Source organism: Pseudomonas sp. SORT22 (assembly GCF_018417635.1).
Classification (GTDB): domain Bacteria; phylum Pseudomonadota; class Gammaproteobacteria; order Pseudomonadales; family Pseudomonadaceae; genus Aquipseudomonas.
Genome location: NZ_CP071007.1, coordinates 3,560,101 through 3,581,515, shown reverse-complemented (window position 1 = coordinate 3,581,515; position 21,415 = coordinate 3,560,101). Strand labels below are relative to the sequence as shown.

Sequence of the window (21,415 nt, the reverse complement as noted above, 5' to 3'; positions counted from 1 at the left end):
CGTAAAGGTACGCGCAAATGTTTGCAGCTCAACCCGCTAGCGCATATTTCCATGGAGAAACATCATGAAGGGAAGTTTTACTCGTTTTGCACTGTTGTTCGGCCTTGCCACAGGCTCTGTTGGCGCGGCACACGCGGATAGCTCGCCTGCTGGCCTCTGGCGAGTGTCGACGTTCACCAGTCCAGGTGGGGCTGCTGCGACGGTCCAGACGGTCTGTCTCAAATCTGATCACACCTGGTACTCCACCAGTCAGCCGAACTGGAATGGCGGCTGGTTCCAGAATGAAAAACAGGTGCGCTGGTACGGCGGTATTCCGATCTCTCACATTGGCAATGTCGCGAGCATGGCAATGGGTAACCTGGACAGTGCTACCACCATGACGGGCAACTACGCCGAATGGACAGCGCCGGGTACCGCCCCTTTTACGTTCGACAGGCATTTCACATATTCGATGGTTTTTCTGCAAGCGGACTGTCCGCCAGCGAAGCAATAATCAGCAGCTATTGACCCTATGGCAGTGGCCCAGCCCGAGGAATGGCGGGGCCCAACTGTAGGCGTCGCGTATGCCATTTTGACGACAAACGGTATTACGAAGCATTCTCAAGCCTACTGTTCTCCTGTAATCTCGCCGCCGCTCAGGTGGCGACCCGGTCGCACACCTGTTTACAGTGCACTTGGGGGCGGGGATGGAGACGAACAAAGGGATGGCGGCGATTGTGGAATGGCGAGCCCGCTTCCTGGGGGAAGGCAGGTTGCAGGAAGCTGAATACGACCGGGCGTTGATGGCCGCGCAACAGCTCGAACAGTCCGGCCGGGTCAGCCCGGGGGAGTGGGTGGCGATGGTGCGCCAGGCCAACGCGGCATTGCTGGGCCCACGCTGAGCAGCGCAAACATCAGGCAGGAGGCCCCATGGACACAATGCAGGATACGCCGCTGATTCGCCCGGCTACGTTTGAAGATGTGTGCACAATGCTCGCGTTCGATGCCTACGCCAGCAGCCACCCTGAGCGTCAGTGCTTCCTTGAAGAGTCCGTCGGCAAGCAGCAGTGTTGGGTGGCGTTGCGCGCGGGCGCGGTGATCGGCTACGTCGTACTTACCTATCACTTCTTCGACCACGGCTTTGTCAGCCTGGTGGTCGTGGCGCCAGGTCATCAACGCCAGGGTGTCGCCTCCCGACTCCTGGCCGCCGCCGAAGCCGCCTGTACTACGGCAAAGCTGTTTGTCTCGACCAATCAATCCAACCTGGCTTCGCGCCGGCTCATTCTCAAGGCCGGCTTCGTGCCCAGCGGTGTCATCGAGAACCTCGACGAGCACGATCCGGAACTGGTGTATTTCAAGCGTATTCGCGCTTGAATTGCGGTCAGGGAACTCGCGCTCGCCTGATCGGTCTGAGCTGACTTTCAAGGCGCTCTTTTATGGACAACAGTGCAGCACGCAGCGTGCTTGACGCACTCCCCACCCTTATCCTCGGGCTCGCCCTGGTGCTGGTCGGCTGGCTGGTGTTTCGCGTCGTTGTAGTCGAGCTCGCCGATACCCTCAACGACGATTCCAGTGCCTATACCAGCGACCTTCAGGAGTGCTCGTCAGAGCCGCTGCAGATCCTCTTTGGTCAGGAAGTGGGCAAGGAGGTACTGCTGGTCGCCAAGGTGCTTTCGGGGGTGAGTTCGGTGCGCGTGTTGTCGACGCCTGGGCGCGACCTGAGCTACGTTCCCGACCGCCTGAACCTTGAGGTCAACGAGCAGCAGCGGATCTACGGGGCATTCTGCGGCTAGTGCCGCAGTGCCGGGTCACCACGGTCATGCAAGCGGCCGATTTCCTCGAATGTTCATTCGCTTTTTTGCACAGCGGCGCTAGGTGCGCGGGCCTGGGTGGTCTATGTTAAACGGCAAGCATTAACAGTCGGTCTGGAGGTGGTTTATCACTGGGGTGGGAGTTTCATGGAACAGGGACCTGTATGCACCCATCCGATGACCTGAACGGGCAAGAAGCCGCCGAGTCGTTCTCGCCACGTGAAGGGCGTTCAGCGCCGCTGTTCCGTTTGATCCTGAGCTTCATGCTGGTGGTCGTGCTGCTGTTCGTCGCCATCGAGGGCTGGCGGATCTGGCGCGACTACCGGCACGCTTTCGCCAGCGCCCATGATTCGGTCACCAACCTTGCCAGCGCCACCGCCCAGCATGCCGAAGACGCGATCCGCCAGGTCGATGTGGTTACCGCGATGCTCGGTGAGCGGCTTGAAGGTGACGGTTTTACCCGAATGAACATCCCGCGGCTGCACCGGCTGCTCAAGCAGCAAGCCTTGTTGATGCCACAGTTGCACGGGTTGTTCGTGTATGGCGCGGACGGGCGCTGGATCGTCACCGACAAGAGCGATACACCGACCAATGCCAATAACGCCGATCGCGATTATTTCGACTATCACCGCACCCATACCGACCGCGGCGTCTACATCGGCGCGGTGGTCAAAAGCCGCTCGACCGGTGATCTGATCATTCCTATTTCCAGACGCCTGAACAACCCCGACGGCTCGTTCTTCGGCGTGCTGCTGGGGACTGTCAGGGTTGATTATTTCGTCGAGTTCTATGGCGCGTTCAAGATCGATGACCGTGGCGCCTTGGTACTGGCCAAGCGCGACGGCACCATCCTGGTTCGCCGGCCGTTTGTCGAGCGGGTAATCGGCGGCAGCCTGGCCGATAGCGAGATCTTCCAGGACTACCTGCCGCAGGCCCCCGAAGGCGTCGTCGAAACCACGGCCGTAGTCGATGGCACTCAACGCCTGTATGCCTACAAGGCCCTGGACGCCTATCCGCTGGTGGTGGAGGCCGGGCTGTCGAGGGCATCGATCATTGACCCTTGGCGAGAGGACCTGATCAAGACCGCCGTCGTGCTGCTGTTGCTGCTGGTCGGGTTGGGCGGCTTTGGCGCGTTGGTGCTGCGCCAATTGCGCGAGCGCATGGTGATGGAGGCCGCGCTGCGCCGTGCGCATCAAACAGTCCGCGACCTGGCCTTGAGCGACAGCCTCACGGGGCTGGGTAATCGACGCCGCCTTGATACGGCCCTGGCAGAAGAAATTCGCCGCGCCAAGCGCCAACGCTACCCGTTGGCGTTGGTAATGATGGACCTGGATTACTTCAAGCGCTTCAACGACAACTATGGCCATCCTGCCGGTGACGATTGCCTGCGTGCGGTGGGCGCGGCAATACAAAGCAGCCTCAAGCGACCGGGTGATCTGGCCGTGCGCTACGGCGGCGAGGAGTTCACCCTGCTGCTGCCCAACACCGATGCTGCCGGGGCCAGCAGGATTGTCGAAGACATTCTCGAGGCCATCCGCTCGCTGGCGATCGAGCATGTGCAAAGCCCGGCGGGGCGGGTCACGGCAAGTGCCGGGATTGCCCTGGGTTACCCGGTCAAGGAACCGGTAGCTGCCGACACCCTGATGGGCGCCGCCGACTCGGCGCTATACCAGGCCAAGGATAAAGGCCGCAATGGCTGGTGCCTGATCGATGGTTTGAGTGAGCGGCCAGCACCGTTAGCCCACGACTGATCACTGCAGCCTGGTGACTAACCCACCAACATAAACCTCACGCCGCCTGCTTGGCCATGTCCTTGCGGTATTGGGCTTTCATCATTTCCATCTGCTCGCCCATGGCCTCGAGCACGTCCTTGCCAAGCAGCTTCTTGGCTTGCGGGAACATCTCGGTTTCTTCTTCCTCGATGTGGTGCTCGAGCAACTCTTTGAGCACTTTCACCCGCCCGGAAAACTCGGGTGTACCCGGGTCGGTGACTTTCAGGTCGGGCAGCACCAACGAGTCGACGGTGCGGTGTTCTTCCTTGGCCTCGTGGTACATGATCACCTGTTCCTTGGCCCCGGCTTTCTTGTAGACAGGGTAGAGGATCTCCTCTTCAAGCCGGGTATGCACGGCCACTTCCATCTCCAGTTTGGCCAGCAGTTCCGAACGTTTTTTAATCCCGCGTTCTGTTGACTCGCTCAGTTGCGTTAAAAGGGCCTTGACGGTCTTGTGGTCAGCTTTAAGCAGGTCGATGGCATTCATGGTGGATCCTCGGCAAAGCGGATGGTTGAAAAGGGGCCTTGCGTTAGTAGTGACTCGGCCTGACGCCAGGGATTCAACCGGATTGCCCAACTGCTCATTAACCGCTGTTTCGCCAACGGGTATGATGCTCGGCTTATCTCAACCACGGACTGATCATGGACGACCCTTTCTTGCCACAGCGCTTTTTTGCCGGGGCGGCGATTGTTGTCGCGCTAATTGGCGGCGCTATTTTCGTGTTCTTGCTGGCCAACCCCGGCGGCCAGTTCCCCGGCCTTAGTAGTGCGCTGGCAGTGTTTACCCTGGGCGTCACCAACGGCCTGTGCCTGGCGCTGGTCGGCACTTACTGGTATCTCGCCGGCAAGCCTGCAGGGGCCGGTACGCTGTTGATTTTGCAGGCGGTAGGGCTGCTTGCTTTTGGCGCCTGGTATGTCTCGCTGACGTGAAGCGTGCGCCGGATGCTTTATAGCCACTGGCGCTATTGCACCCTGTTTAACAGCCAATTGAGTTCTTCTGTTTCATACTTTTTTTATATATCTTTCGTGTGCTGCCGACTCACCAAGGAAAATAATAATGAGGTACAGAGGCGCGCACTACTGGGCTTGGGCAGACTGCCAACTGCACAGCCAGGAGCATGAAGAATCGCTGGAGTCCGGAATTACCCTTGATGTCAAGGCGCGGCTTTCACGCAGTGGTTGTACGCAGTTGTTTCTCGGGGTTTATACCAGTGCCGGCTTACCGGTCGTCGAGGAGTATCACGACCGTCTCGATGAAGTTACGCTGACCCGGGCCATGGTCTGGGGGGTAAAACGCTGTCGGGCGATTGCCGCCGAAGTCATCGAGCTTCACGAACTGCCTTCCATGAATGCTTACGCCGGGTTGCGATCGATCAACTCGGCGCCCTGATTGCGCACATTGCCGACCGCCGCGCTGACTGGGTACCACTCGAACCGCGCCGCCGGCTCGCCCAGGTTCAAGGCCATCTGCTCGGCGTGCTCGCCTGCGGTGGCCGGGTCCAGCCATTGCCGGGCGACAGCCGGCGCCAGCACGATCGGCCGGCGGTCATGCACGTCGAGCAGGCCACCTTCACTGTCTGCGGTGAGGATCACGAACCCCGCATGCTCGCCACTGAACTGGCCGATGACCGCGCACAGGGCAGGGCGGCCATCGCTGCGGCGAATCAAGTAAGGCTGTTTTTTCGCTGCGCCTTGGTCAACCCATTCGAACCAGTTGTCGATCGGCACGATGGCCCGCTGTGGCCAGATGGCGCGAAAGAACGCGCCGTGGGCGACTTTCTCCACGCGCGCATTGATCGGCGCTGCGCGGTCCCTGGCCCAGTGCGGGCGCCAGCCCCAGGGCAACAAGTCGGCCTGGAGGGTACCGGCCTGCAGGTGCAACAGCGCCACGCGGGTGCTCGGCGCCACATTGTAGTGACCCAGTGCCTGATCGCCGACGTTGTTGACCAGGGCGCCTGGCATGCTCAGGGCGTCGACGAAGTCGTGAATGCCACGGTATTGAGAAAGCCTGCCGCACATGGCGCGTTGCTCCGTGAGGGGCCTATCGCTGGAGGATAGACGCAATCGCCGGGCACGCTTGCGGCGCCGACGCTCAGCTCAACCACCAGGCCGCCAGCGACAGCAGCAGGGCCAGCAAGGTGCCCAGCCAGGCACTGGCCTCAAATTTCGAACGTTGCACGCTGGCGCGCACCTCGCGCAGGTACTGCGCCTTGGTAGGGGCCCGTTCGCGGTAGCGCAGGTTCTCGGCCAGGTCATGCAGCCGGGCCTCGATGACCGAGCCGACCACGAAGAATGTTGCGCCATAGCTGGCGATGACTATCAGCAGGTACTTCACTGTCGCTCCTTGGCAATACGCTTCCCTTTTCAGCACGGGTTGTCAGCACGGGCTGATATTGACGCCGTGGCGAGCTCGGCTTATACAGGCGCCCCCACGTTCCCGATGCTACAGGACCCCGAGATGAACGACGACGATCTGGACATTCACGAGCCCGAACATGATCACCTGCTTGACCATGAGTTTGCCGAGGACGAGTACGAGCCGCAGGACGAGGTCAATCCGCTGTTCGATCCGCAGGATGACGATGACGAGGATGCCCGCGATTGTGCAGGCGATGACGAAGGATTCTGGGACGAGGGCGTCGACACCCTTGACGACCTCTAGGCACCAGCGCAGCCGCCGGCACCTGGAAGCAGGGCGTGTTTAGCGGCCGTCCAGCGAGAAGCGTCCGGCGCCGGTGACCGATAGCAACAGCAAGCCACCGACAATGCTCATGTTCTTGAAGAACTGCACGGTGTTGGCTGCTTTGGCCGGCTCGACCATGGTCCAGAACGGATGGCCGATCAGTGCCGTGCCGATCACGAACAGGGCAAACAGGAAGGCCAGCGGGCGGGTGTAGAAACCGAGGATGAGGATGATGGCGACGAAGAACTCCATGATCACCGCCACCGCGGCTGCCACTGTAGGCGCTGGCGCGCCGAGCGATGCCAGGTAGCCGACCGTGCCCTCGAAGCCGGTGAGCTTGCTCCAGCCGGACATGACGAAGAGGATCATCAGCAGAATCCGCGCCAGCAGGATGATAACGTCGCGCTGGTTGTCGAAGAGGGTGTAGCGCATGGTGGCCTTCCTTTGTTGTTGGGCAATTTTACCTTAGCAGTTGCCGGAAGGTTTTGCGGCCCGGCTTGCACAAAAAAGGCATAAGGGCAGCCCTGGGTAAATCTCAGGCAGCAAAAAGGCGCCCTAAGGCGCCTTTTCAGAAGATGGTGCGAGTGGCGGGACTCGAACCCGCAAGGCTCACGCCGGCAGATTTTAAGTCTGCTGTGTATACCAATTCCACCACACTCGCACTGGCTCGAGGGAAATGCATTTGATCCCTCAATCAAGCGAGCTTTATAACCCATCGTTATATTCGAGTCAACCGCGTGCAAGGCTCTGGACGGCGCCCCAGGCTAACTCCAGAGCATGCTCAGCAGCACCAGGGCGAGTAGCCCGAGATAGACCTGCGCATGCTTGCGATCATCGATTCTGCCGATCCAGCGCGCCGCCAGCCGGGTGCCGAGCCAGGCGCCGAAGGCCAGCAGGGCAAACGCCGACAGATCGACATAACCGACAAACCGCGCTCCGAAATCGCTACTGGCGGTGATCAGGTAAGTCGCCGTCGCCGCCAGCGCTACCGGCAAGGTCAGCGGGCTGGCCATGGCGGTGGCCTGGGTCATGCCCAGCCCGCGGCGGCGCAGCAACGGCACGCTCATGACGCTGCCGCCCACCCCCAGCACGCTGGCAATGCCGCCGATCAGCACACCGCAAGTGGCGGTTCTCACGGGCCCGAGCGAGCGCGCTGAAGCCTGGCCGTGGACAAAGCCCTCGCGCAGCAGGCAGTCGAGCAGGGTAAATGCCAGGTAGAGGATGAACGCCCAGCGCAGCCATTCACTGGCCAGGGCGCCCACCAGGGCGGCGCCGAACACCGCGCCGAGGGCGATGTACGCTGCCAATGGCCACAGGAATTCACGGTTGAGGTTGCCAGCACGCCAATGCTTGAGGGTGGCCAGTGCGGCGCTGACAATCATCACGCAGGTGGAGGTAGCCACGGCAATCTGCATGGCCGAGCCGGTGGTGGCCGGGTTCATGCGCAGCAGGTGATACAACAGCGGCACGACGACGAAGCCGCCGCCAAAGCCGAACAGCACCGTGGTGATGCCGCTCAGGCAACCGAACAGGGCCAGGAGTACAAGAAGCATGGAAGGTCGTCCTTTTGCGGGTCAGGAGCGACAGGTTAACCAGCAGTGATTTGGCCGGCTTGAGCAAAGCGGTCAATAATGATCGCCAATCGGCCACGGACTTGCCCCATGTACAATGTCTCGATCAATCTGCTCGATGCTACGCCCCGCGCCGTGGTTGCCATTGGCACTGATTATCCCGACGGCTTCCTGCTGGCGCGCCATCGCCATCGTCGCGCGCAACTGCTCTATGGTGCCACCGGAGTGATGCAGGTACGCACGTCGGCCGGCGACTGGGTCGTGCCGCCGCAACGGGCGGTGTGGATTGCCCCGGGGGTGGAGCATGAGGTGCTGATGCTCGGCGTCAGTACCCGCAGCCTGTACATCGAAGCCGATGCGCTGATGTTGACGGGCGAGTGCCAGGTGCTGGAGGTTTCAGCGCTGATGCGCCAGTTGTTGCTGGCGGCGGTGGAGATGGACCTGGAGTACGACCAGCAGGGCAGGGACGGGGCGCTGGTCAACCTGCTGCTGCATGAGCTGAGGGCCGCGGCCAGCTTGCCGTTCCACATACCGCTGCCGCGTGACCCGGCGCTGCTCATGCGTTGCCAGGCTTTTTTGCGCACGCCTGATGTGCACCAGTCACCCGCGCATTGGGCGGGTGAACTGCATGTCAGCCTGCGCACTTTCGGGCGCTGGTTTCGCGCCGAAACCGGGATGAGCTTCAGCCAGTGGCGCCAGCGTGCCTGTGTGCTGCTGGCCCTGGCGCGGCTGGCCCAGGGCGAAGCGATCACGCGAATTGCCCTGGACCTTGGCTACGACAGCCCGGCGGCGTTTTCCAGCATGTTCCGCCGCACCCTCGGGCAGACGCCGCGCAGCCTGCGCGATCAGTAGTGGATGCTATCGGCGACGCCGCGCAAGTCATCCACCGAAGTCTTCAGGCCGGCAATCCTGCCCAGCACTTCAACGGCATCGGCCTGGTGGACGGAGTGCTGCAGGTACAACACATGCCCGCGCAGGTCGCGTGAGACCCGCTCAAGATCGGCGGCGGTCGCTTGCAAATCGTCGTGTATGGCTTTCATTCGTAAGTCTGCGGCCACGCGTCGTTCCCTCGAGGTAGGTGGCAGGTCTTAAGTGCGGGGCGACTATAGAGCAATTGACTCCTTGCTGTCATTGCGCCACTGTGGGTTTCATGTTGGATCCAATAGAGGCAAGGGAACGTGGCCAAGCACGCCGCAGCTGAAACCGTCACCGGCAAACCGCGCGTCAAATGGTACTGGCGCGTGCTGTTCGCCAAGGTCTGGCTGGCTGCCGCGTTTTTGTTCCTGAGCCTGCTGGGGGCGGGGGTATTGCTGCTGATGACCAGCGCCGACAGCAGCCTTGATGCCAGCCAGCGCTGGCTGGCGCTGACTGCCGGTATCGGTGTACTGGCGACCTGTACCTACCTGGGCCAGCTGGCGTTGCCGCGTCGGCGGTTGGCAGTGGCGCAAGATTCCGACTAAGTTTTAGACCAGCGCAGGGAATCGCTTGCAGCGTATGCTGTCATATCCAGACAAGCCATTTACGGCTTCGTGGGGCAGCCATGGTCTCATCCGACTCCGATCTTCATGTGATGCACGCCAGTCGCTTCGAGCAACTGGTGCAAACCGTGGTTGACTACGCCATCTACATGCTCGACCTCGAAGGCCATGTGGTGTCCTGGAACGCAGGCGCCCAGCGGATCAAGGGCTACCGCGCCGAAGAAGTCATCGGCAGGCATTTCTCGATGTTCTTCACCCCCGAAGATTGTGCCGACGGCAAGCCGGCCCGGCTGCTTGAACGGGCTTTGAGCACCGGTGGCGCCCAGGATGAAGGCTGGCGCCAGCGCAAGGATGGCACGCTGTTCTGGGCGCTGGTGGCGCTGGATGTGATCAAGTCGCCGGACGGCGAGGTGGTCGGGCTGGCGAAGATCACCCGCGACATCACCGACCGCCGTGACGCGGCGCTGCAACTCGATGAGGTCCGTGCCCAGCTGTTCCAGTCGCAAAAGCTCGAAGCCCTCGGCCAGTTGACCGGGGGCATGGCCCACGACTTCAACAACCTTTTGACCATCATCATCGGCTCGGCGCGCCTGGCCCTCAACAGCCGCGACCCGCAGCGCACCCGGCGCTTGCTCGAGCACATCCTCGACGCTGGCGAGCGTGGCAGCCAGATGACCCAGCAGCTGCTCAGTTTCGCCCGCCACAAGGCGCTGAAGTTCGGCCGCATCAAGGTACCGGATCTGGTCGAATCGACACGCCTGCTGCTTGGCCAGACCTTGCCTGTCTCGGTGGAGTTGCAGGTGCTGCTGGCCGACGAACTGTGGGATGTCGAAGTCGACGCCGGGCAGTTGCAGATGGTCTTGCTCAACCTGATCTTCAATGCCCGCGATGCCATCGACGGCGAGGGGACGATCACCATGCAGGCGCGCAACTGCGAGCTGCAGGGGCGCCCCGACGGCTTGCTCGGGCGCTTTGTCTGCATCAGTGTCAGCGACACCGGGCGGGGTATCGACAGCAATATACTGCCGCGCATCTTCGAGCCTTTTTTCACCACCAAGAGTTTTGGCAAGGGCACCGGCCTGGGCCTGAGCCAGGTCTATGGTTTTGCCAAGCAGAGCAACGGCACGGTCAGCGTCAGCAGTGAAGCGGGCAAGGGCACCTGCATGAGTGTCTACCTGCCGGTCTACGCCGCCAACCCCGACCCTGAACGCGGAGGTGCATAGCATCGTGGAACAACTCAAACGCCTGGCCACCGGTATTCCTGGTCTCGACGATCTGCTCAAGGGTGGGCTGGTGGTCGGTGCTTCCTACATCGTCCAGGGCCGGCCTGGCTCGGGCAAGACCATCCTCGCCAACCAGCTGGCCTTCAATCACGTCAGCCAGGGTGGGCGCGTGCTGGTGGCGACGCTACTGAGCGAATCCCACGAGCGTTTGTTCCAGTACCTGTCGACCTTGAGCTTTTTCGACCCCGGCAAAATCGGCGCGCAGCTGCAGTTCGTCAGCGCCTTCGACACCCTCGAGCAAGAGGGCCTGGATGAAGTGGTAAAACTGCTGCGCGGCGAGATCAGCCGCCACCAGGCCAGCCTGCTGATCGTCGACGGCCTGCTCAATGCCCGCTCGCGCGCGGAAACGCCGCTGGACACCAAGAAATTCATCGCCGAGCTGCATGGTCATGCCGCCTTCGCCGGTTGCACCGTGCTGTTCTTGACCAGCTCGCGGCTGGAGGACGGCAGCCCCGAACACACCATGGTCGATGGCGTCATCGAGCTGGGTGACGAGCTGCTGGGCAGCCGCTCGGTGCGCCGGATCCAGCTGCGAAAGACCCGCGGCAGTGGCGCATTGTCGGGTATTCACGAATGCGAAATCACCGAACACGGCCTGCAGGTTTACCCGCGCCTGGAATCACTGTACAGCCACCCCAGCGGGCACGGCATGGGCGAACTGATGCGCATTCCCAGCGGCGTGCCGGTGTTCGACCGCCTGCTCGGCGGCGGCCTGCCGGCCGCCTCGGTGACCCTGGTGATGGGCCCCTCGGGCATCGGCAAGACTTCACTGGGCGTGAGCTTTCTCGGTGCGGCAACAGCGGCAGAACCCGGCCTGCATTTCGGCTTTTATGAAACCCCGCAGCGCCTGCGTCTCAAGGCCGGCGCCCTGGGCTACGACTTCGCCGCCATGGAGCGCGCCGGGGCCTTGCACATTGCCTGGCAACCGACCACCGAAGGTGTGCTTGATGATGTCGGCATGCGTTTGTTGCGCCTGGTCGAGCAGCACAGCATCAAGCGCGTGCTGATCGACAGCCTCGGCGCGTTCACCCGCCTGGCCAGCAACCCGACGCGCCTGAATGAGTTCTTCCGCGCCCTGACCGGCGAGCTGCGGGCCCGTGACGTCAGCGTCCTGGCCACTTGGGAGATGCGCGATATCTTCGGCTCGGAAATCAACGCGCCAGCACCGGACCTTTCGAGCATTGTCGACAACCTGCTGTTGATGCGCTTTGTCGAGATGGACTCGGAGCTCAAGCGCTTGCTGTCGATCCTCAAGGTGCGCGACAGCTATTACGACCCGGCCCTGCTGGAGCTGATCATCAGCGACCATGGCATCGACCTGCAAAAAGCCTTTACCCAGGCCACGGGGGTGATGTCCGGCACGCCTTCGCAGGTGCCTGGATCATGAGGCCGGGGGTGGCAACGGCATGAGCACCATTCTGGTCGTCGACGACGAGTACCTGATCGCCCATATCCTCGGCTGGGCCCTGGAAGACGAAGGTTTCGACGTGGAACTGGCCGGTAATGGGAAGAAGGCCCTGGAGTTGCTGAAAGAGAAGCGGGTGGAGCTGGTGATCACTGATTACATGATGCCGGAGATGAACGGAGAGGAGCTGGCCACCGGTATCCGCGCGCTATCGCAGTTACAGGAGCTGCCGATCATTTTGATGAGCGGGGCGCAGGCTCACAAGGGGCGGGACAATCCCGGGCTGTTCGCCGCCGTGTTCGACAAACCCTTCGACATCGAGCAACTGATTGCCAAAGTGAAGGAACTGGTCGATACGCCCGAGGCGCCTTGAGGCCTGTGACTGCAACCGGGCGGGTTGCCAGTGTCAGGATCAAGCGCATCCGTGCGGCTTGAGTCGGTTGGGGGCTGCTTAGTGCTGGTCGTCTCCTTTTTCCGGTGCCGGGCTACCGGCCTGAATGCGTTTGAAAATCTCTTCGCGGTGCACCTGAACATCTTTCGGTGCATCGATGCCGATCCTCACTTGCATCCCTTTGACGCCCAGAATGGTGACTTTGATGTCATCGTTGATGACGATGCTTTCGCCAACCTTGCGGGTGAGTATCAGCATGTATATCTCCTTGGTAACGTAAGTTGCCTTGCGGGCGCGGCCCGCAGAAGCCGGGATCACACAGGGGTGCATCCCTCTTTCCCTTCATTAAAGACGCTTTCGGCGGATATTAATTCCCCCGAACACAGATTCTGTAGTGAGTCTTTAGTCGCAGGTGCCGATTGGCTGGATGAGCACTCCGAAGCAGCGAGTGCTGCCCGTACCCGCAAGCATAGGGGGGTTGAAGGAATATGGGAAATTTCTCTGCATGATACCCAAGGTGGGTTTCGCTGAATGGCTTTTCAAGGGGCCGCCAGGTTTTGCAGAAACAGCGCCAGGGCCACTTCCTCGGCCTCCAGCCCCTTGCGCGTGCGCGCCCGTGGCAGCTTGGCCAGCTCGCCGAGGGTGAAATGCTCGAACAGCGCCGGGTGGATGTAGCAGCGCCGGCACACCGCCGGGGTGTTGCCCAGGCGGCTGGCGACCTGCCTGACGGTCTCGACGATCTGACGTTTGGCCTCCTGCTCCGGTTGCCATTCAAGCTGGCGCAACAGGCTCAGGGCCAGCGCGCTGCCGGCCCAGGTGCGGTAGTCCTTGGCGGTGAAGTCGCTGCCGGTCAGCTCCTGCAGGTAGGCGTTGACGTCGGCTGAACCGACGCTGTGGCGCTGGCCCTGGTCATCCTGGTACTGGAACAGGTCCTGGCCGGGCAGGTCCATGCAGCGTTTGATCAGGTTGGCCAGGCGCCGGTTCTTCACCGTCACCTGATGCTCGATACCGCTCTTGCCGCGAAACTGAAAGCGGATGGCGCTGCCGTCGACCTTGACGTGACGGGTGCGCAGGGTGGTCAGCCCGTAAGACTTGTTGTCGCGGGCGTACTGGCGGTTGCCGATGCGGATCAAGGTGCTGTCGAGCAGGCTCACCACCAGGGCCATGACCTTTTGCCGATCAAGCCCCGGCCGCGCCAGGTGGCTGTCCAGTTGCCGGCGCAGCTTGGGCAGCAGGCTGGCAAAGTCCAGCATGCGCGCGTACTTGTGGCTGTCGCGGTAACTGCGCCAGTCGGCATGGTAGCGGTACTGCTTGCGCCCGCGGGCATCACGGCCGGTAGCCTGCAGGTGGCCTTGCGGGTCGGCGCAGATCCACACATCGGTGTAGGCCGGGGGGATCACCAGGGCCTTGATCCGCGCGAGGGTGGCCGGATCTTTGACCCGCCCGCCTTGCCCATCGAAGTAGGCGAACTTGCCGCGCAGGCTTTTGCGCCGCAGGCCTGGCTGGCTGTCATCGACATAATGCAAGGCGGCGGGCAGGGCGGTGTCGGGCATGGCGCAGGTCCGGTTGCGGGGTTTGTACTATGGACCGCAAGCTCAACCCAACAGTGCCACCGACTTTATCTGTGCCCACAGCGACTGGCCGGCGTGCAGCTGCAGCTGGTCGGCGGAGTAGCGGGTGATGCGCGCCAGCAAGGTGGTGCCGGCGGCGTCCAGGCTGACCAGCACGTGGGCACTGTTGTCGGCCGGGCGATGGCCGCTGACGGTCACCGGCAGGCGATTGAGGATGCTCGATTGCTGGTCGGCGCCAAGGCTCAGGCTGACGTCCCGCGCCTGCACCTTCAAGCGCAGCGGCATGCCCACGGCCAGCGGTTCGTGGGCCACGCGCAATTGCAGGTGGCTGTGCGGCAGTTGCAGGCTGAGCAACTGATAGTCGCTGCTGTAGGCGCTGACCTGGCCTTCGATGATCACCCCGGCGTCGTCGCCCTGGGCCAGCGGCAGGTCGAGGCGCGCGAGGGTGGCGGCAATCGGCCCGCTGGCCTGGACCTTGCCCTGCTCAAGCAGCACCAGGTGATCGGCCAGCCGTGCCACTTCATCCTGGGCGTGGCTGACGTAGACCAGCGGAATCTCCAGCTCGCTGTGCAGGCGCTCGAGGTAGGGCAGGATCTCGCGCTTGCGCGGGCCGTCGAGGGCTGCCAGCGGCTCGTCCATCAACAGCAGTTGCGGGCTGCTCAGCAGCGCCCGGGCAATGCCCACACGCTGGGCTTCGCCGCCGGACAGGGTGGCTGGCTTGCGCTGCAGCAGGTGCTCGATGCCGAGCAGTTCGCAGGCCTGCTCGAGGCTGACCTTGCGCTGCTGGGCGGGGATGCGCTTGTAGCCGAAGGTCAGGTTGGCGCGCACCGACAGGTGCGCGAACAGGCTGGCCTCCTGGAACACGTAACCGATCGGGCGCTGGTGCGGGGCAATGAAATATTCGCGGCGCGAGTCCTGCCAGATCTCGCCATTGACCTCGATGTAGGCTTCGGGGGCCCGTTCCAGCCCGGCCAGGCAGCGCAGGCAGGTGGTCTTGCCGGAGCCTGAATGGCCGAACAGCGCACTGATGCCGCGCCCGGGCAGTTGCAGGTCGACATCCAGGCTGAAGTCGCCGCGGTCCAGTTTCAATCGGGCGTGAATCATCGCCGCCATGCTCAGCTCCAGGCCGATTTGCCCCGGCGGCTGGAGTACAGCGCCAGCAGCACGAGGAAAGAGAATACCAGCATGGCCCCGGCCAGCCAGTGGGCCTGCAGGTACTCCATGGCTTCGACGTGGTCGAAGATCTGCACCGAGACCACCCGGGTCTTGTCGGGAATATTGCCGCCGATCATCAGCACCACGCCGAACTCACCGACGGTATGGGCAAAGCCGAGGATGCTGGCAGTGATAAAGCCTGGCCGGGCCAGGGGCAATACCACATGGACGAAGGTGTCCCAGGGGCTGGCACGCAGGGTCGCGGCCACTTCCAGCGGGCGTTCACCGATGGCGCTGAAGGCGTTTTGCAGCGGCTGTACGACGAAGGGCATCGAATACACCACCGAACCGATCACCAGGCCGCTGAAGCTGAACACCACGGTGCCCAGCCCCAGCGCCTGGGTGGTCTGGCCGATCCAGCCGTTGGGCCCCAAAGCCAGCAACAGGTAAAAGCCGATCACCGTCGGTGGCAGCACCAGCGGCAGGGCCACCACCGCGCCCACCGGCCCGCGCAGCCATGAGCGCGTGCGCGCCAGCCACCAGGCGATGGGGGTACCAATCAGCAACAGAATCAGCGTGGTCAGGCTGGCCAGTTTGAAGGTCAGCCAGATGGCGCCGAGGTCGCTGGCATCCAGTGGCATCAGATTTCGTAACCGTAGGATTTGATCACGGCTGCGGCTTTCGGGCCCTTGAGGTATTCAACCAGGGCTTTGGCCGCGGCGTTGTCCTTGCCTTTGTTGAGAATCACCGCGTCCTGCTTGATCGGCTCGTGCAGGTTGGACGGCACGATCCAGGCCGAGCCGCTGCTGACCTTGCCGTCCTTGTAGATCTGCGACAGGGCGACAAAGCCCAGTTCGGCATTGCCGGTGGAGACGAACTGGTACGCCTGGGTAATGTTCTGGCCTTCGACGATCTTGCCCTTGGTGGCCTCGGTCAGCTGCAGCTTGCTCAGTACCTGGGTAGCGGCCAGGCCGTAGGGCGCAGCTTTCGGGTTGGCAATCGACAGGTGCTTGAACTCATTCTTTTTCAGTACATCACCCTTGCCATCGACATAGCCGTCCTTGGCCGACCACAGTGCCAGGGTGCCAATGGCGTAGGTGAAGCGTGAGCCCTTGACGGTGTCGCCTTCGTTCTCGAGCTTTTCCGGGGTGCTGTCGTCGGCGGCAAGGAACACTTCGAACGGTGCGCCGTTCTTGATCTGCGCGTAGAACTGGCCGGTGGCGCCGTAGGCGGCCACCAGCTTGTGGCCGGTGTCCTTCTCGAAATCCTTGGCAATCGCCTGGATCGGCGCGGTGAAGTTGGCGGCGACGGCTACCTGTACCTCATCGGCCCAGGCGCTGTTGAAGGTCATGAAGGTGGCCAGGGCGGCCAGGGCAAAACGAGGTGCGCACTTACTCATGAAAAACAGCTCCACAGGCTGAGGGGGTAGTCGTTATATAGGTGAATATATAGCGAATGCCCGACCAACGGGAAGTACTGCTTCAGCGTTTGAGCTGGGCGAGGGCGTTTTGTGCCAGTGTGCGGGTCAGTTCACCGGCCGCCAGGGCCTGGCCCAGACGCAGCGCCTGGCCTGCCCAGAGGTTGCTGAAATCGCTGTTGCCCTTTGGCTCGCTGATGGCCCGCAGCGGCATCAGCGCACCGCCGGCCAGGGGAAAGCGCGGTGCCAGCTCGCTCATCGGCCCCAGCTCGCGCATGATGCGCGTGTTGATACCACGCGCCGGGCGCCCGGTGAACAGGTTGGTCAGCGCCGTGTCGCTTTCCTTGGCGCTGTGCAGCGCCTGGCGATGAGCCGCCGAGACCTTGGCCTCGGGGCAGAACAGGTAAGCGGTGCCCAGTTGCACCGCCGAAGCGCCCAGCGCCAGGGCGGCGACGATGCCGCGGTGGTCGCCAATGCCGCCCGCGGCAATCACCGGCACCTTCACAGCATCGACAATCTGCGGCACCAGCGCCAGGGTGCCGACCTGGGTAGTGAGGTTGCTGCTGAGGAACATCCCGCGGTGGCCGCCGGCTTCATAGCCCATGGCGATGATTGCGTCGCAGCCGTGATCTTCCAGCCACAGCGCTTCATCCACGGTGGTGGCGCTGGACAGCACCTTGGCGCCCGTGGCCTTGACCCGCTTGAGCAGGCTGGCTTCGGGCAGGCCGAAGTGGAAGCTGACCACGGCCGGCTTGTAGTGCTCGACCAGCTGGCAGCTGGCGTCGTCGAAGGGCGCGCGGTTGGACACCGGTGTGGGCGCATCGAAGTCGGCGCCCAGCTCCAGGTAATACGGCTTGAGCGCCTGCTTCCAGGCCGCATCGCGCTCAGGGTCCGGCTGCGGCGGCTGGTGGCAGAAGAAGTTGAGGTTGAGCGGGCCGTTGCTGGCCTCGTTGAAGGCCTGCAACTCGGCGCGGATCTGATCCAGGCTCAAGGTGGCACACGGCAGCGAACCCAGGCCGCCGGCGTTGCTTACGGCAATGGCCATGGCTGAACCGGTGGAGCCGGCCATTGGCGCCTGAAGGATCGGCAGCTCGATGCCGAGCAGATCGAGGAGACGGGTGTCCGGCCATTGGCGCATGCCTGGGGTTCCTTGTGCTGAGGAGGGTGTTACAGCGCTTTGCTCACCTTGATATCAGTGATTTTCTTGGCGTCTTCGCCGTGCAATTGTTGCAGCGCTGCCTGCACGTGCTCAGGCGCATCGCTGATCATCTGGGCGAAGTCGAATCGTTGCTCGCCATCGATCTTGTACTTGATCACGAACTTGGTGGTCTGGCTCATGGGCTTATCTCAGCTTCGACGACGAACGGCGAATGAACTTGATGGTATGGGTGAAGGTTGGCTTGGTCACTGCCGACAGGGCGCGCGGGCCGACGGTGTCGATGGTGATGTTCCAGAAACCGGTGCTGGGCACGGTGATCTTCGCCGGGAAGTCGACAAAGGCGCCGCCGTGGTAGGTGTGACGGCCGCCGTTCTTGAAGCTGCGGAAGTTGGCATCGTTCATCAGGCGGATATTGCAGCGCTGGGAGCAATGAATGACCACGATGTCATCCTCGTTGAGGTGCTCGCGCTGGTGTACGAATTTCATGTTGCACTCCGCATTGGATCTGTCAGCAAATCAAAACGATACCATGATGTCGGTTACACTGTCGGCCTTCGTGCCAGGCCCAGGATAAAACTGCCAATCAAGGGAGCAAAATGGTCTGCGCGCGGTCTTATTCTTTTTCCGTGGTGGAGGTGTGCTTGATGAAGTGGGTCGTAGCAGCGTTGGCAGTAACGCTGGGTGGCTGTGTGAGTGTGTCGGAGCTGGAGCACAGCCCGGAAACCCTCAATGTGATTTCTGGCAAAAAACCCCAGGAATACGCGGACTGCGTGCAGCAGCAATTGACCGAGTCGCGCGGGCAACTGACCGTGGAAGAACGCCACGACGGTCTGCGCCTGGTGGTGCCGCAAAAGGTCGGCGGCGGCCCGGCGGCGCTGGTGGATATCGACAAGCGCGGTAGCGGTAGCAGCATCAAGCTGTATGAGCGCCTGAACAACTTCCCGCTGCGCCTGGGTGATGTGAAGACGGCAGCGACGCGCTGCATCTCGGGCTAAATCCTTTTTCGGCTAATCGATTCAGCTGGCATCTAGCCATCTTTCTGCGTTGTAGCTTGCGGCGTATAGGCCTACTATTCATAGGCTTATACTTATTAGGCCTAAGCTTATAACAAGAAAATGGAGTCCGTGATGATCCCACTGGATCGCATCCTGATCAGCAGCCTGCTGCTGTTTTCATTGCCTGCCGCACATGCCGTCGATGGCCAGAAAATCTTCACCCAGGGTGGCCAGAACCCGGCCGCCATGGCCTGCCTGGGTTGCCATGGCGCCGACGCCAAGGGCATTGCGCCTGCCGGCTTTCCGCGCCTGGCCGGCCTGCCTGCGGCGTACCTGAGCAAGCAACTGCAAGACTTTCAGAACGGCAGCCGCAAGCACCCGATCATGGAGCCGCTGGCCAAGGCCCTCAGCGCCGAGGAAATCCAGGCGGTGACCACGACCCTGGCGGCCATGCCCAGCGAGCCTGCCAGCGATATCCACCGCCAGCAGATGGCTGCCGACCCGGTGCAGAAGCTGGCGCTGTACGGCGACTGGAACCGCAAGATCCCCGGCTGTGTGCAGTGCCACGGCCCGGGCGGCGCCGGTGTTGGTGAGCATTTTCCGCCACTGGCCCATCAACCGGCCACCTATCTGGTTGCCCAGCTCAACGCCTGGCGCGACGGCAGCCGCAGCAACGACCCCAATCAGTTGATGGTCGGTGTGGCCAAGGCGATGACCGATGACGAAATAAAGGCCGTGGCCAACTACTTCGCCAACCCTGTCAGCCCGGAGGTCAAGCCATGAAGCCGATGATTCTCGCTGCCCTGGCCATGAGCCTGGGCAATGCCCAGGCTGCGCCGATTGCCATGGAAGACCAGTCGCAACTCAAGACCCCGCCGGCTGCCGCGCCTGGCTTTACCCCGCCGGCAGAAAGCGAGCTGCCCGACAACGCCTACGGCAAGATGGTCCGCGATGGCTACGCCTTGTTTGTCGACACACGCCGGCTGATGCCTGACAACGTTGGCAACGGCCTTAACTGCAGCAACTGTCACCTCGACCAGGGCCGCCTGGGCAACTCGGCGCCGCTGTGGGGCGCGTATCCCATGTACCCGGCCTATCGCAAGAAAAACGACAAGGTCAACACCTTCGCCGAGCGCATCCAGGGCTGCTTTCAGTTCAGCATGAACGGCAAGCCACCGGCGGCCGACAGCCCGCAGATGACAGCCTTGTCGGTCTATGCCTACTGGCTGGCGAGCAAGGCGCCGATTGGCGTCGAGAGTGCTGGCCGCGGCTACCCGGAGGTGGCGCAATCGGCGCAAGGTTACGACTTCAAACGCGGGGAACAGGTGTACCAGGCCCAGTGCTCCATTTGCCACGGCGCCAATGGCGAAGGGCAGAAGGTAGCCGGCAACTACGTGATGCCGCCATTGTGGGGCAAGGACTCCTACAACTGGGGCGCCGGCATGCACCGGATCAATACCGCCGCCTCCTTCATCAAGCACAATATGCCCTTGGGCAAGCCCGGCAGCCTGAGCGACCAGCAGGCCTGGGACGTGGCCGCTTACATCAACCGCCACGAACGGCCGCAGGACCCGCGCCTGGTCGACGGCTCGATCGAGAAGACCCGGCTCAAGTTCCACGCCAATGACGGCGTCAACCTCTATGGCCAGAAGGTCGACGGGGTGCTGGTCGGGCAGGGCATGTAGGCATCGGCTGTTTAACTGCCGGTGGTCAGCTACCGGCGCATTATTTATGCTCCCGGGGAACTATCCCCCCCGGGATTTCATCTATGATGGCATCGGCCAGCGTGGTGGGGCATTGTAAGGTGACCGCTGCCTGATTAGACTGCGCCGAATTTCGTACGCAAAGCCCTTGTTAAGGACGTATATGATCAAGAAATGCTTGTTCCCGGCAGCCGGTTACGGCACTCGCTTCCTGCCCGCTACCAAAGCCATGCCCAAGGAAATGCTGCCGGTGGTGAACAAGCCACTGATCCAGTACGGCGTTGAAGAAGCGCTGGAAGCTGGATTGAACGAAATTGCCATCGTCACCGGTCGTGGCAAGCGCGCCCTGGAAGACCACTTCGACATCAGCTATGAGCTGGAAAACCAGATCAAGGGCACCGACAAGGAAAAATACCTGGTCGGCATCCGTCGTCTGCTCGACGAGTGTTCGTTCTCCTACACCCGTCAGACCGAAATGAAAGGCCTGGGCCACGCGATCCTCACCGGCCGCCCGCTGATCGGCGACGAGCCGTTCGCCGTGGTACTGGCGGACGACCTGTGCGTCAACCTCGAAGGCGACAGCGTGCTCAAGCAGATGGTCAAGCTGTACAAACAGTACCGCTGCACCATCGTTGCCATCATGGAAGTCGATCCGCAGGAAACCAGCAAATACGGTGTGATCGCCGGCGACCTGATCGGTGACGACCTGTACCGCGTGCGCAACATGGTCGAGAAGCCAAAGCCTGAAGATGCTCCGTCGAACCTGGCGATCATCGGCCGCTACATCATGACCCCGGACATCTTCAAACTGATCGAAGAAACCGAGCCGGGCAAAGGCGGTGAAATCCAGATCACCGACGCCCTGATGAAGCAGGCCCAAGATGGCTGCGTTATTGCCTACAAGTTCAAGGGCAAGCGTTTCGACTGCGGTGGTGCCGAAGGCTACATCGAAGCGACCAACTTCTGCTTCGAGAACTTCTACAAAACCGGCAAAGCGTACTGAGCCTGGTAGCTAGCGGTTTGATAAAGCCACCTTCGGGTG

General features: G+C 62.1%; 31 protein-coding genes and 1 tRNA gene. 17 read left to right on the top strand and 15 right to left on the bottom strand.

Going from position 1 to position 21,415, the window contains the following annotated elements:
- The first annotated feature begins 64 nt into the window (after positions 1-64).
- The 5 genes from JYG36_RS16265 (at position 65) to JYG36_RS16245 (ending at position 3,541) form a co-directional block, all read left to right on the top strand.
- Positions 65-493 (top strand): hypothetical protein, encoded by a 429-nt coding sequence (locus JYG36_RS16265; protein ID WP_045196679.1) that lies wholly within the window; start codon positions 65-67, stop codon positions 491-493.
- Positions 494-686: 193 nt separating this feature from the next.
- The gene (locus JYG36_RS16260) at positions 687-881 is read left to right on the top strand and encodes a hypothetical protein (RefSeq protein ID WP_093387579.1); all 195 of its coding nucleotides are present in this window, start codon (positions 687-689) and stop codon (positions 879-881) included.
- Between the two features lie 28 nt (positions 882-909).
- Positions 910-1,353: a GNAT family N-acetyltransferase gene (locus tag JYG36_RS16255; RefSeq protein ID WP_213601599.1), complete on the top strand. Its 444-nt coding sequence runs from the start codon at positions 910-912 to the stop codon at positions 1,351-1,353.
- Between the two features lie 62 nt (positions 1,354-1,415).
- Positions 1,416-1,772 carry an I78 family peptidase inhibitor gene (locus tag JYG36_RS16250; protein ID WP_093383999.1) on the top strand — a complete coding sequence of 119 codons (357 nt, stop codon included), beginning with the start codon at positions 1,416-1,418 and terminating at the stop codon, positions 1,770-1,772.
- A 182-nt stretch (positions 1,773-1,954) separates the two neighbouring features.
- Complete coding sequence (locus JYG36_RS16245) at positions 1,955-3,541, top strand: sensor domain-containing diguanylate cyclase (protein ID WP_213601597.1); 1,587 nt, start codon at positions 1,955-1,957, stop codon at positions 3,539-3,541.
- Between the two features lie 37 nt (positions 3,542-3,578).
- On the opposite strand, the gene JYG36_RS16240 is transcribed toward JYG36_RS16245, so the two are convergent.
- On the bottom strand, positions 3,579-4,049 hold the full coding sequence (locus JYG36_RS16240; protein ID WP_213601595.1) for a PA2171 family ribosome-binding persister protein: 471 nt from the start codon (positions 4,047-4,049) through the stop codon (positions 3,579-3,581).
- Positions 4,050-4,204: 155 nt separating this feature from the next.
- Here JYG36_RS16240 and JYG36_RS16235 point away from each other — a divergent pair, with 155 nt between their 5' ends.
- Both JYG36_RS16235 and JYG36_RS16230 read left to right on the top strand, forming a co-directional pair.
- On the top strand, positions 4,205-4,492 hold the full coding sequence (locus JYG36_RS16235; RefSeq protein ID WP_093383989.1) for a hypothetical protein: 288 nt from the start codon (positions 4,205-4,207) through the stop codon (positions 4,490-4,492).
- A 127-nt stretch (positions 4,493-4,619) separates the two neighbouring features.
- Positions 4,620-4,952 (top strand): hypothetical protein, encoded by a 333-nt coding sequence (locus tag JYG36_RS16230; protein ID WP_045196693.1) that lies wholly within the window; start codon positions 4,620-4,622, stop codon positions 4,950-4,952.
- Here JYG36_RS16230 and JYG36_RS16225 read toward each other — a convergent pair.
- Positions 4,916-5,581 carry an SOS response-associated peptidase family protein gene (locus JYG36_RS16225; RefSeq protein WP_213601593.1) on the bottom strand — a complete coding sequence of 222 codons (666 nt, stop codon included), beginning with the start codon at positions 5,579-5,581 and terminating at the stop codon, positions 4,916-4,918. The genes JYG36_RS16230 and JYG36_RS16225 overlap by 37 nt on opposite strands.
- A 73-nt stretch (positions 5,582-5,654) precedes the next feature.
- Positions 5,655-5,897 (bottom strand): hypothetical protein, encoded by a 243-nt coding sequence (locus JYG36_RS16220; RefSeq protein ID WP_093383979.1) that lies wholly within the window; start codon positions 5,895-5,897, stop codon positions 5,655-5,657.
- Between the two features lie 123 nt (positions 5,898-6,020).
- Here JYG36_RS16220 and JYG36_RS16215 point away from each other — a divergent pair, with 123 nt between their 5' ends.
- Positions 6,021-6,224, top strand: a complete 204-nt coding sequence (locus JYG36_RS16215) for a hypothetical protein (protein WP_093383976.1) — start codon at positions 6,021-6,023, stop codon at positions 6,222-6,224.
- 39 nt (positions 6,225-6,263) lie between these two features.
- On the opposite strand, the gene JYG36_RS16210 is transcribed toward JYG36_RS16215, so the two are convergent.
- From JYG36_RS16210 to JYG36_RS16200, 3 genes are all read right to left on the bottom strand, one after another.
- Positions 6,264-6,677, bottom strand: coding sequence for a DoxX family protein (locus JYG36_RS16210; protein ID WP_045196701.1), 414 nt, complete (start codon positions 6,675-6,677; stop codon positions 6,264-6,266).
- Between the two features lie 144 nt (positions 6,678-6,821).
- Positions 6,822-6,906 (bottom strand) — tRNA-Leu (locus tag JYG36_RS16205).
- 103 nt (positions 6,907-7,009) lie between these two features.
- Positions 7,010-7,798 carry a sulfite exporter TauE/SafE family protein gene (locus JYG36_RS16200; protein WP_213601591.1) on the bottom strand — a complete coding sequence of 263 codons (789 nt, stop codon included), beginning with the start codon at positions 7,796-7,798 and terminating at the stop codon, positions 7,010-7,012.
- A 108-nt stretch (positions 7,799-7,906) separates the two neighbouring features.
- On the opposite strand from JYG36_RS16200, the gene JYG36_RS16195 reads away from it, so the two are divergent.
- Entirely contained in the window at positions 7,907-8,668 is a 762-nt protein-coding gene (locus tag JYG36_RS16195; RefSeq protein WP_093383966.1) for an AraC family transcriptional regulator, read from the top strand.
- Here the strand turns inward: JYG36_RS16195 and JYG36_RS16190 are convergent.
- Positions 8,662-8,856: a hypothetical protein gene (locus JYG36_RS16190; protein ID WP_045196707.1), complete on the bottom strand. Its 195-nt coding sequence runs from the start codon at positions 8,854-8,856 to the stop codon at positions 8,662-8,664. The genes JYG36_RS16195 and JYG36_RS16190 overlap by 7 nt on opposite strands.
- 138 nt (positions 8,857-8,994) lie before the next feature.
- Here JYG36_RS16190 and JYG36_RS16185 point away from each other — a divergent pair, with 138 nt between their 5' ends.
- The 4 genes from JYG36_RS16185 (at position 8,995) to JYG36_RS16170 (ending at position 12,355) form a co-directional block, all read left to right on the top strand.
- Positions 8,995-9,276 (top strand): hypothetical protein, encoded by a 282-nt coding sequence (locus JYG36_RS16185; RefSeq protein WP_213601589.1) that lies wholly within the window; start codon positions 8,995-8,997, stop codon positions 9,274-9,276.
- 80 nt (positions 9,277-9,356) lie between these two features.
- Positions 9,357-10,517, top strand: a complete 1,161-nt coding sequence (locus JYG36_RS16180) for a two-component system sensor histidine kinase NtrB (RefSeq protein ID WP_213601587.1) — start codon at positions 9,357-9,359, stop codon at positions 10,515-10,517.
- Position 10,518: 1 nt separating this feature from the next.
- Entirely contained in the window at positions 10,519-11,964 is a 1,446-nt protein-coding gene (locus JYG36_RS16175) for an ATPase domain-containing protein (RefSeq protein ID WP_213604439.1), read from the top strand.
- A 19-nt stretch (positions 11,965-11,983) separates the two neighbouring features.
- Positions 11,984-12,355 carry a response regulator gene (locus JYG36_RS16170; protein ID WP_213601585.1) on the top strand — a complete coding sequence of 124 codons (372 nt, stop codon included), beginning with the start codon at positions 11,984-11,986 and terminating at the stop codon, positions 12,353-12,355.
- Between the two features lie 78 nt (positions 12,356-12,433).
- On the opposite strand, the gene csrA is transcribed toward JYG36_RS16170, so the two are convergent.
- The 8 genes from csrA to JYG36_RS16130 form a co-directional block, all read right to left on the bottom strand.
- Complete coding sequence (gene csrA, locus JYG36_RS16165) at positions 12,434-12,631, bottom strand: carbon storage regulator CsrA (RefSeq protein WP_213601583.1); 198 nt, start codon at positions 12,629-12,631, stop codon at positions 12,434-12,436.
- 281 nt (positions 12,632-12,912) lie between these two features.
- The gene (locus JYG36_RS16160; protein ID WP_195883789.1) at positions 12,913-13,926 is read right to left on the bottom strand and encodes a DNA topoisomerase IB; all 1,014 of its coding nucleotides are present in this window, start codon (positions 13,924-13,926) and stop codon (positions 12,913-12,915) included.
- Between the two features lie 42 nt (positions 13,927-13,968).
- Positions 13,969-15,057, bottom strand: coding sequence for a molybdenum ABC transporter ATP-binding protein (gene modC / locus JYG36_RS16155; protein ID WP_093383953.1), 1,089 nt, complete (start codon positions 15,055-15,057; stop codon positions 13,969-13,971).
- 2 nt (positions 15,058-15,059) lie between these two features.
- A complete protein-coding gene (gene modB / locus JYG36_RS16150) occupies positions 15,060-15,740 on the bottom strand; it encodes a molybdate ABC transporter permease subunit (protein WP_045196720.1) in 681 nt (226 codons plus the stop codon).
- Positions 15,740-16,498, bottom strand: coding sequence for a molybdate ABC transporter substrate-binding protein (modA, locus tag JYG36_RS16145; RefSeq protein WP_195883791.1), 759 nt, complete (start codon positions 16,496-16,498; stop codon positions 15,740-15,742). Before modA ends, modB begins: the two co-directional genes overlap by 1 nt.
- A gap of 82 nt (positions 16,499-16,580) precedes the next feature.
- Positions 16,581-17,654, bottom strand: coding sequence for an NAD(P)H-dependent flavin oxidoreductase (locus JYG36_RS16140; protein WP_093383947.1), 1,074 nt, complete (start codon positions 17,652-17,654; stop codon positions 16,581-16,583).
- A 29-nt stretch (positions 17,655-17,683) separates the two neighbouring features.
- On the bottom strand, positions 17,684-17,854 hold the full coding sequence (locus JYG36_RS16135) for a hypothetical protein (RefSeq protein ID WP_093383944.1): 171 nt from the start codon (positions 17,852-17,854) through the stop codon (positions 17,684-17,686).
- A gap of 4 nt (positions 17,855-17,858) precedes the next feature.
- Positions 17,859-18,161, bottom strand: coding sequence for a DUF1883 domain-containing protein (locus JYG36_RS16130; protein WP_038995738.1), 303 nt, complete (start codon positions 18,159-18,161; stop codon positions 17,859-17,861).
- Positions 18,162-18,319: 158 nt separating this feature from the next.
- Between JYG36_RS16130 and JYG36_RS16125 the strand changes: the two genes are divergently transcribed.
- The 4 genes from JYG36_RS16125 (at position 18,320) to galU (ending at position 21,376) form a co-directional block, all read left to right on the top strand.
- Positions 18,320-18,670 carry a hypothetical protein gene (locus tag JYG36_RS16125; protein WP_093383941.1) on the top strand — a complete coding sequence of 117 codons (351 nt, stop codon included), beginning with the start codon at positions 18,320-18,322 and terminating at the stop codon, positions 18,668-18,670.
- 132 nt (positions 18,671-18,802) lie between these two features.
- Complete coding sequence (locus tag JYG36_RS16120; RefSeq protein WP_213601582.1) at positions 18,803-19,453, top strand: c-type cytochrome; 651 nt, start codon at positions 18,803-18,805, stop codon at positions 19,451-19,453.
- On the top strand, positions 19,450-20,355 hold the full coding sequence (locus tag JYG36_RS16115) for a c-type cytochrome (RefSeq protein WP_213601581.1): 906 nt from the start codon (positions 19,450-19,452) through the stop codon (positions 20,353-20,355). The genes JYG36_RS16120 and JYG36_RS16115 overlap by 4 nt, the downstream gene beginning before the upstream one ends.
- A 181-nt stretch (positions 20,356-20,536) precedes the next feature.
- Complete coding sequence (gene galU, locus JYG36_RS16110) at positions 20,537-21,376, top strand: UTP--glucose-1-phosphate uridylyltransferase GalU (protein ID WP_045196734.1); 840 nt, start codon at positions 20,537-20,539, stop codon at positions 21,374-21,376.
- Positions 21,377-21,415: the final 39 nt, after the last annotated feature.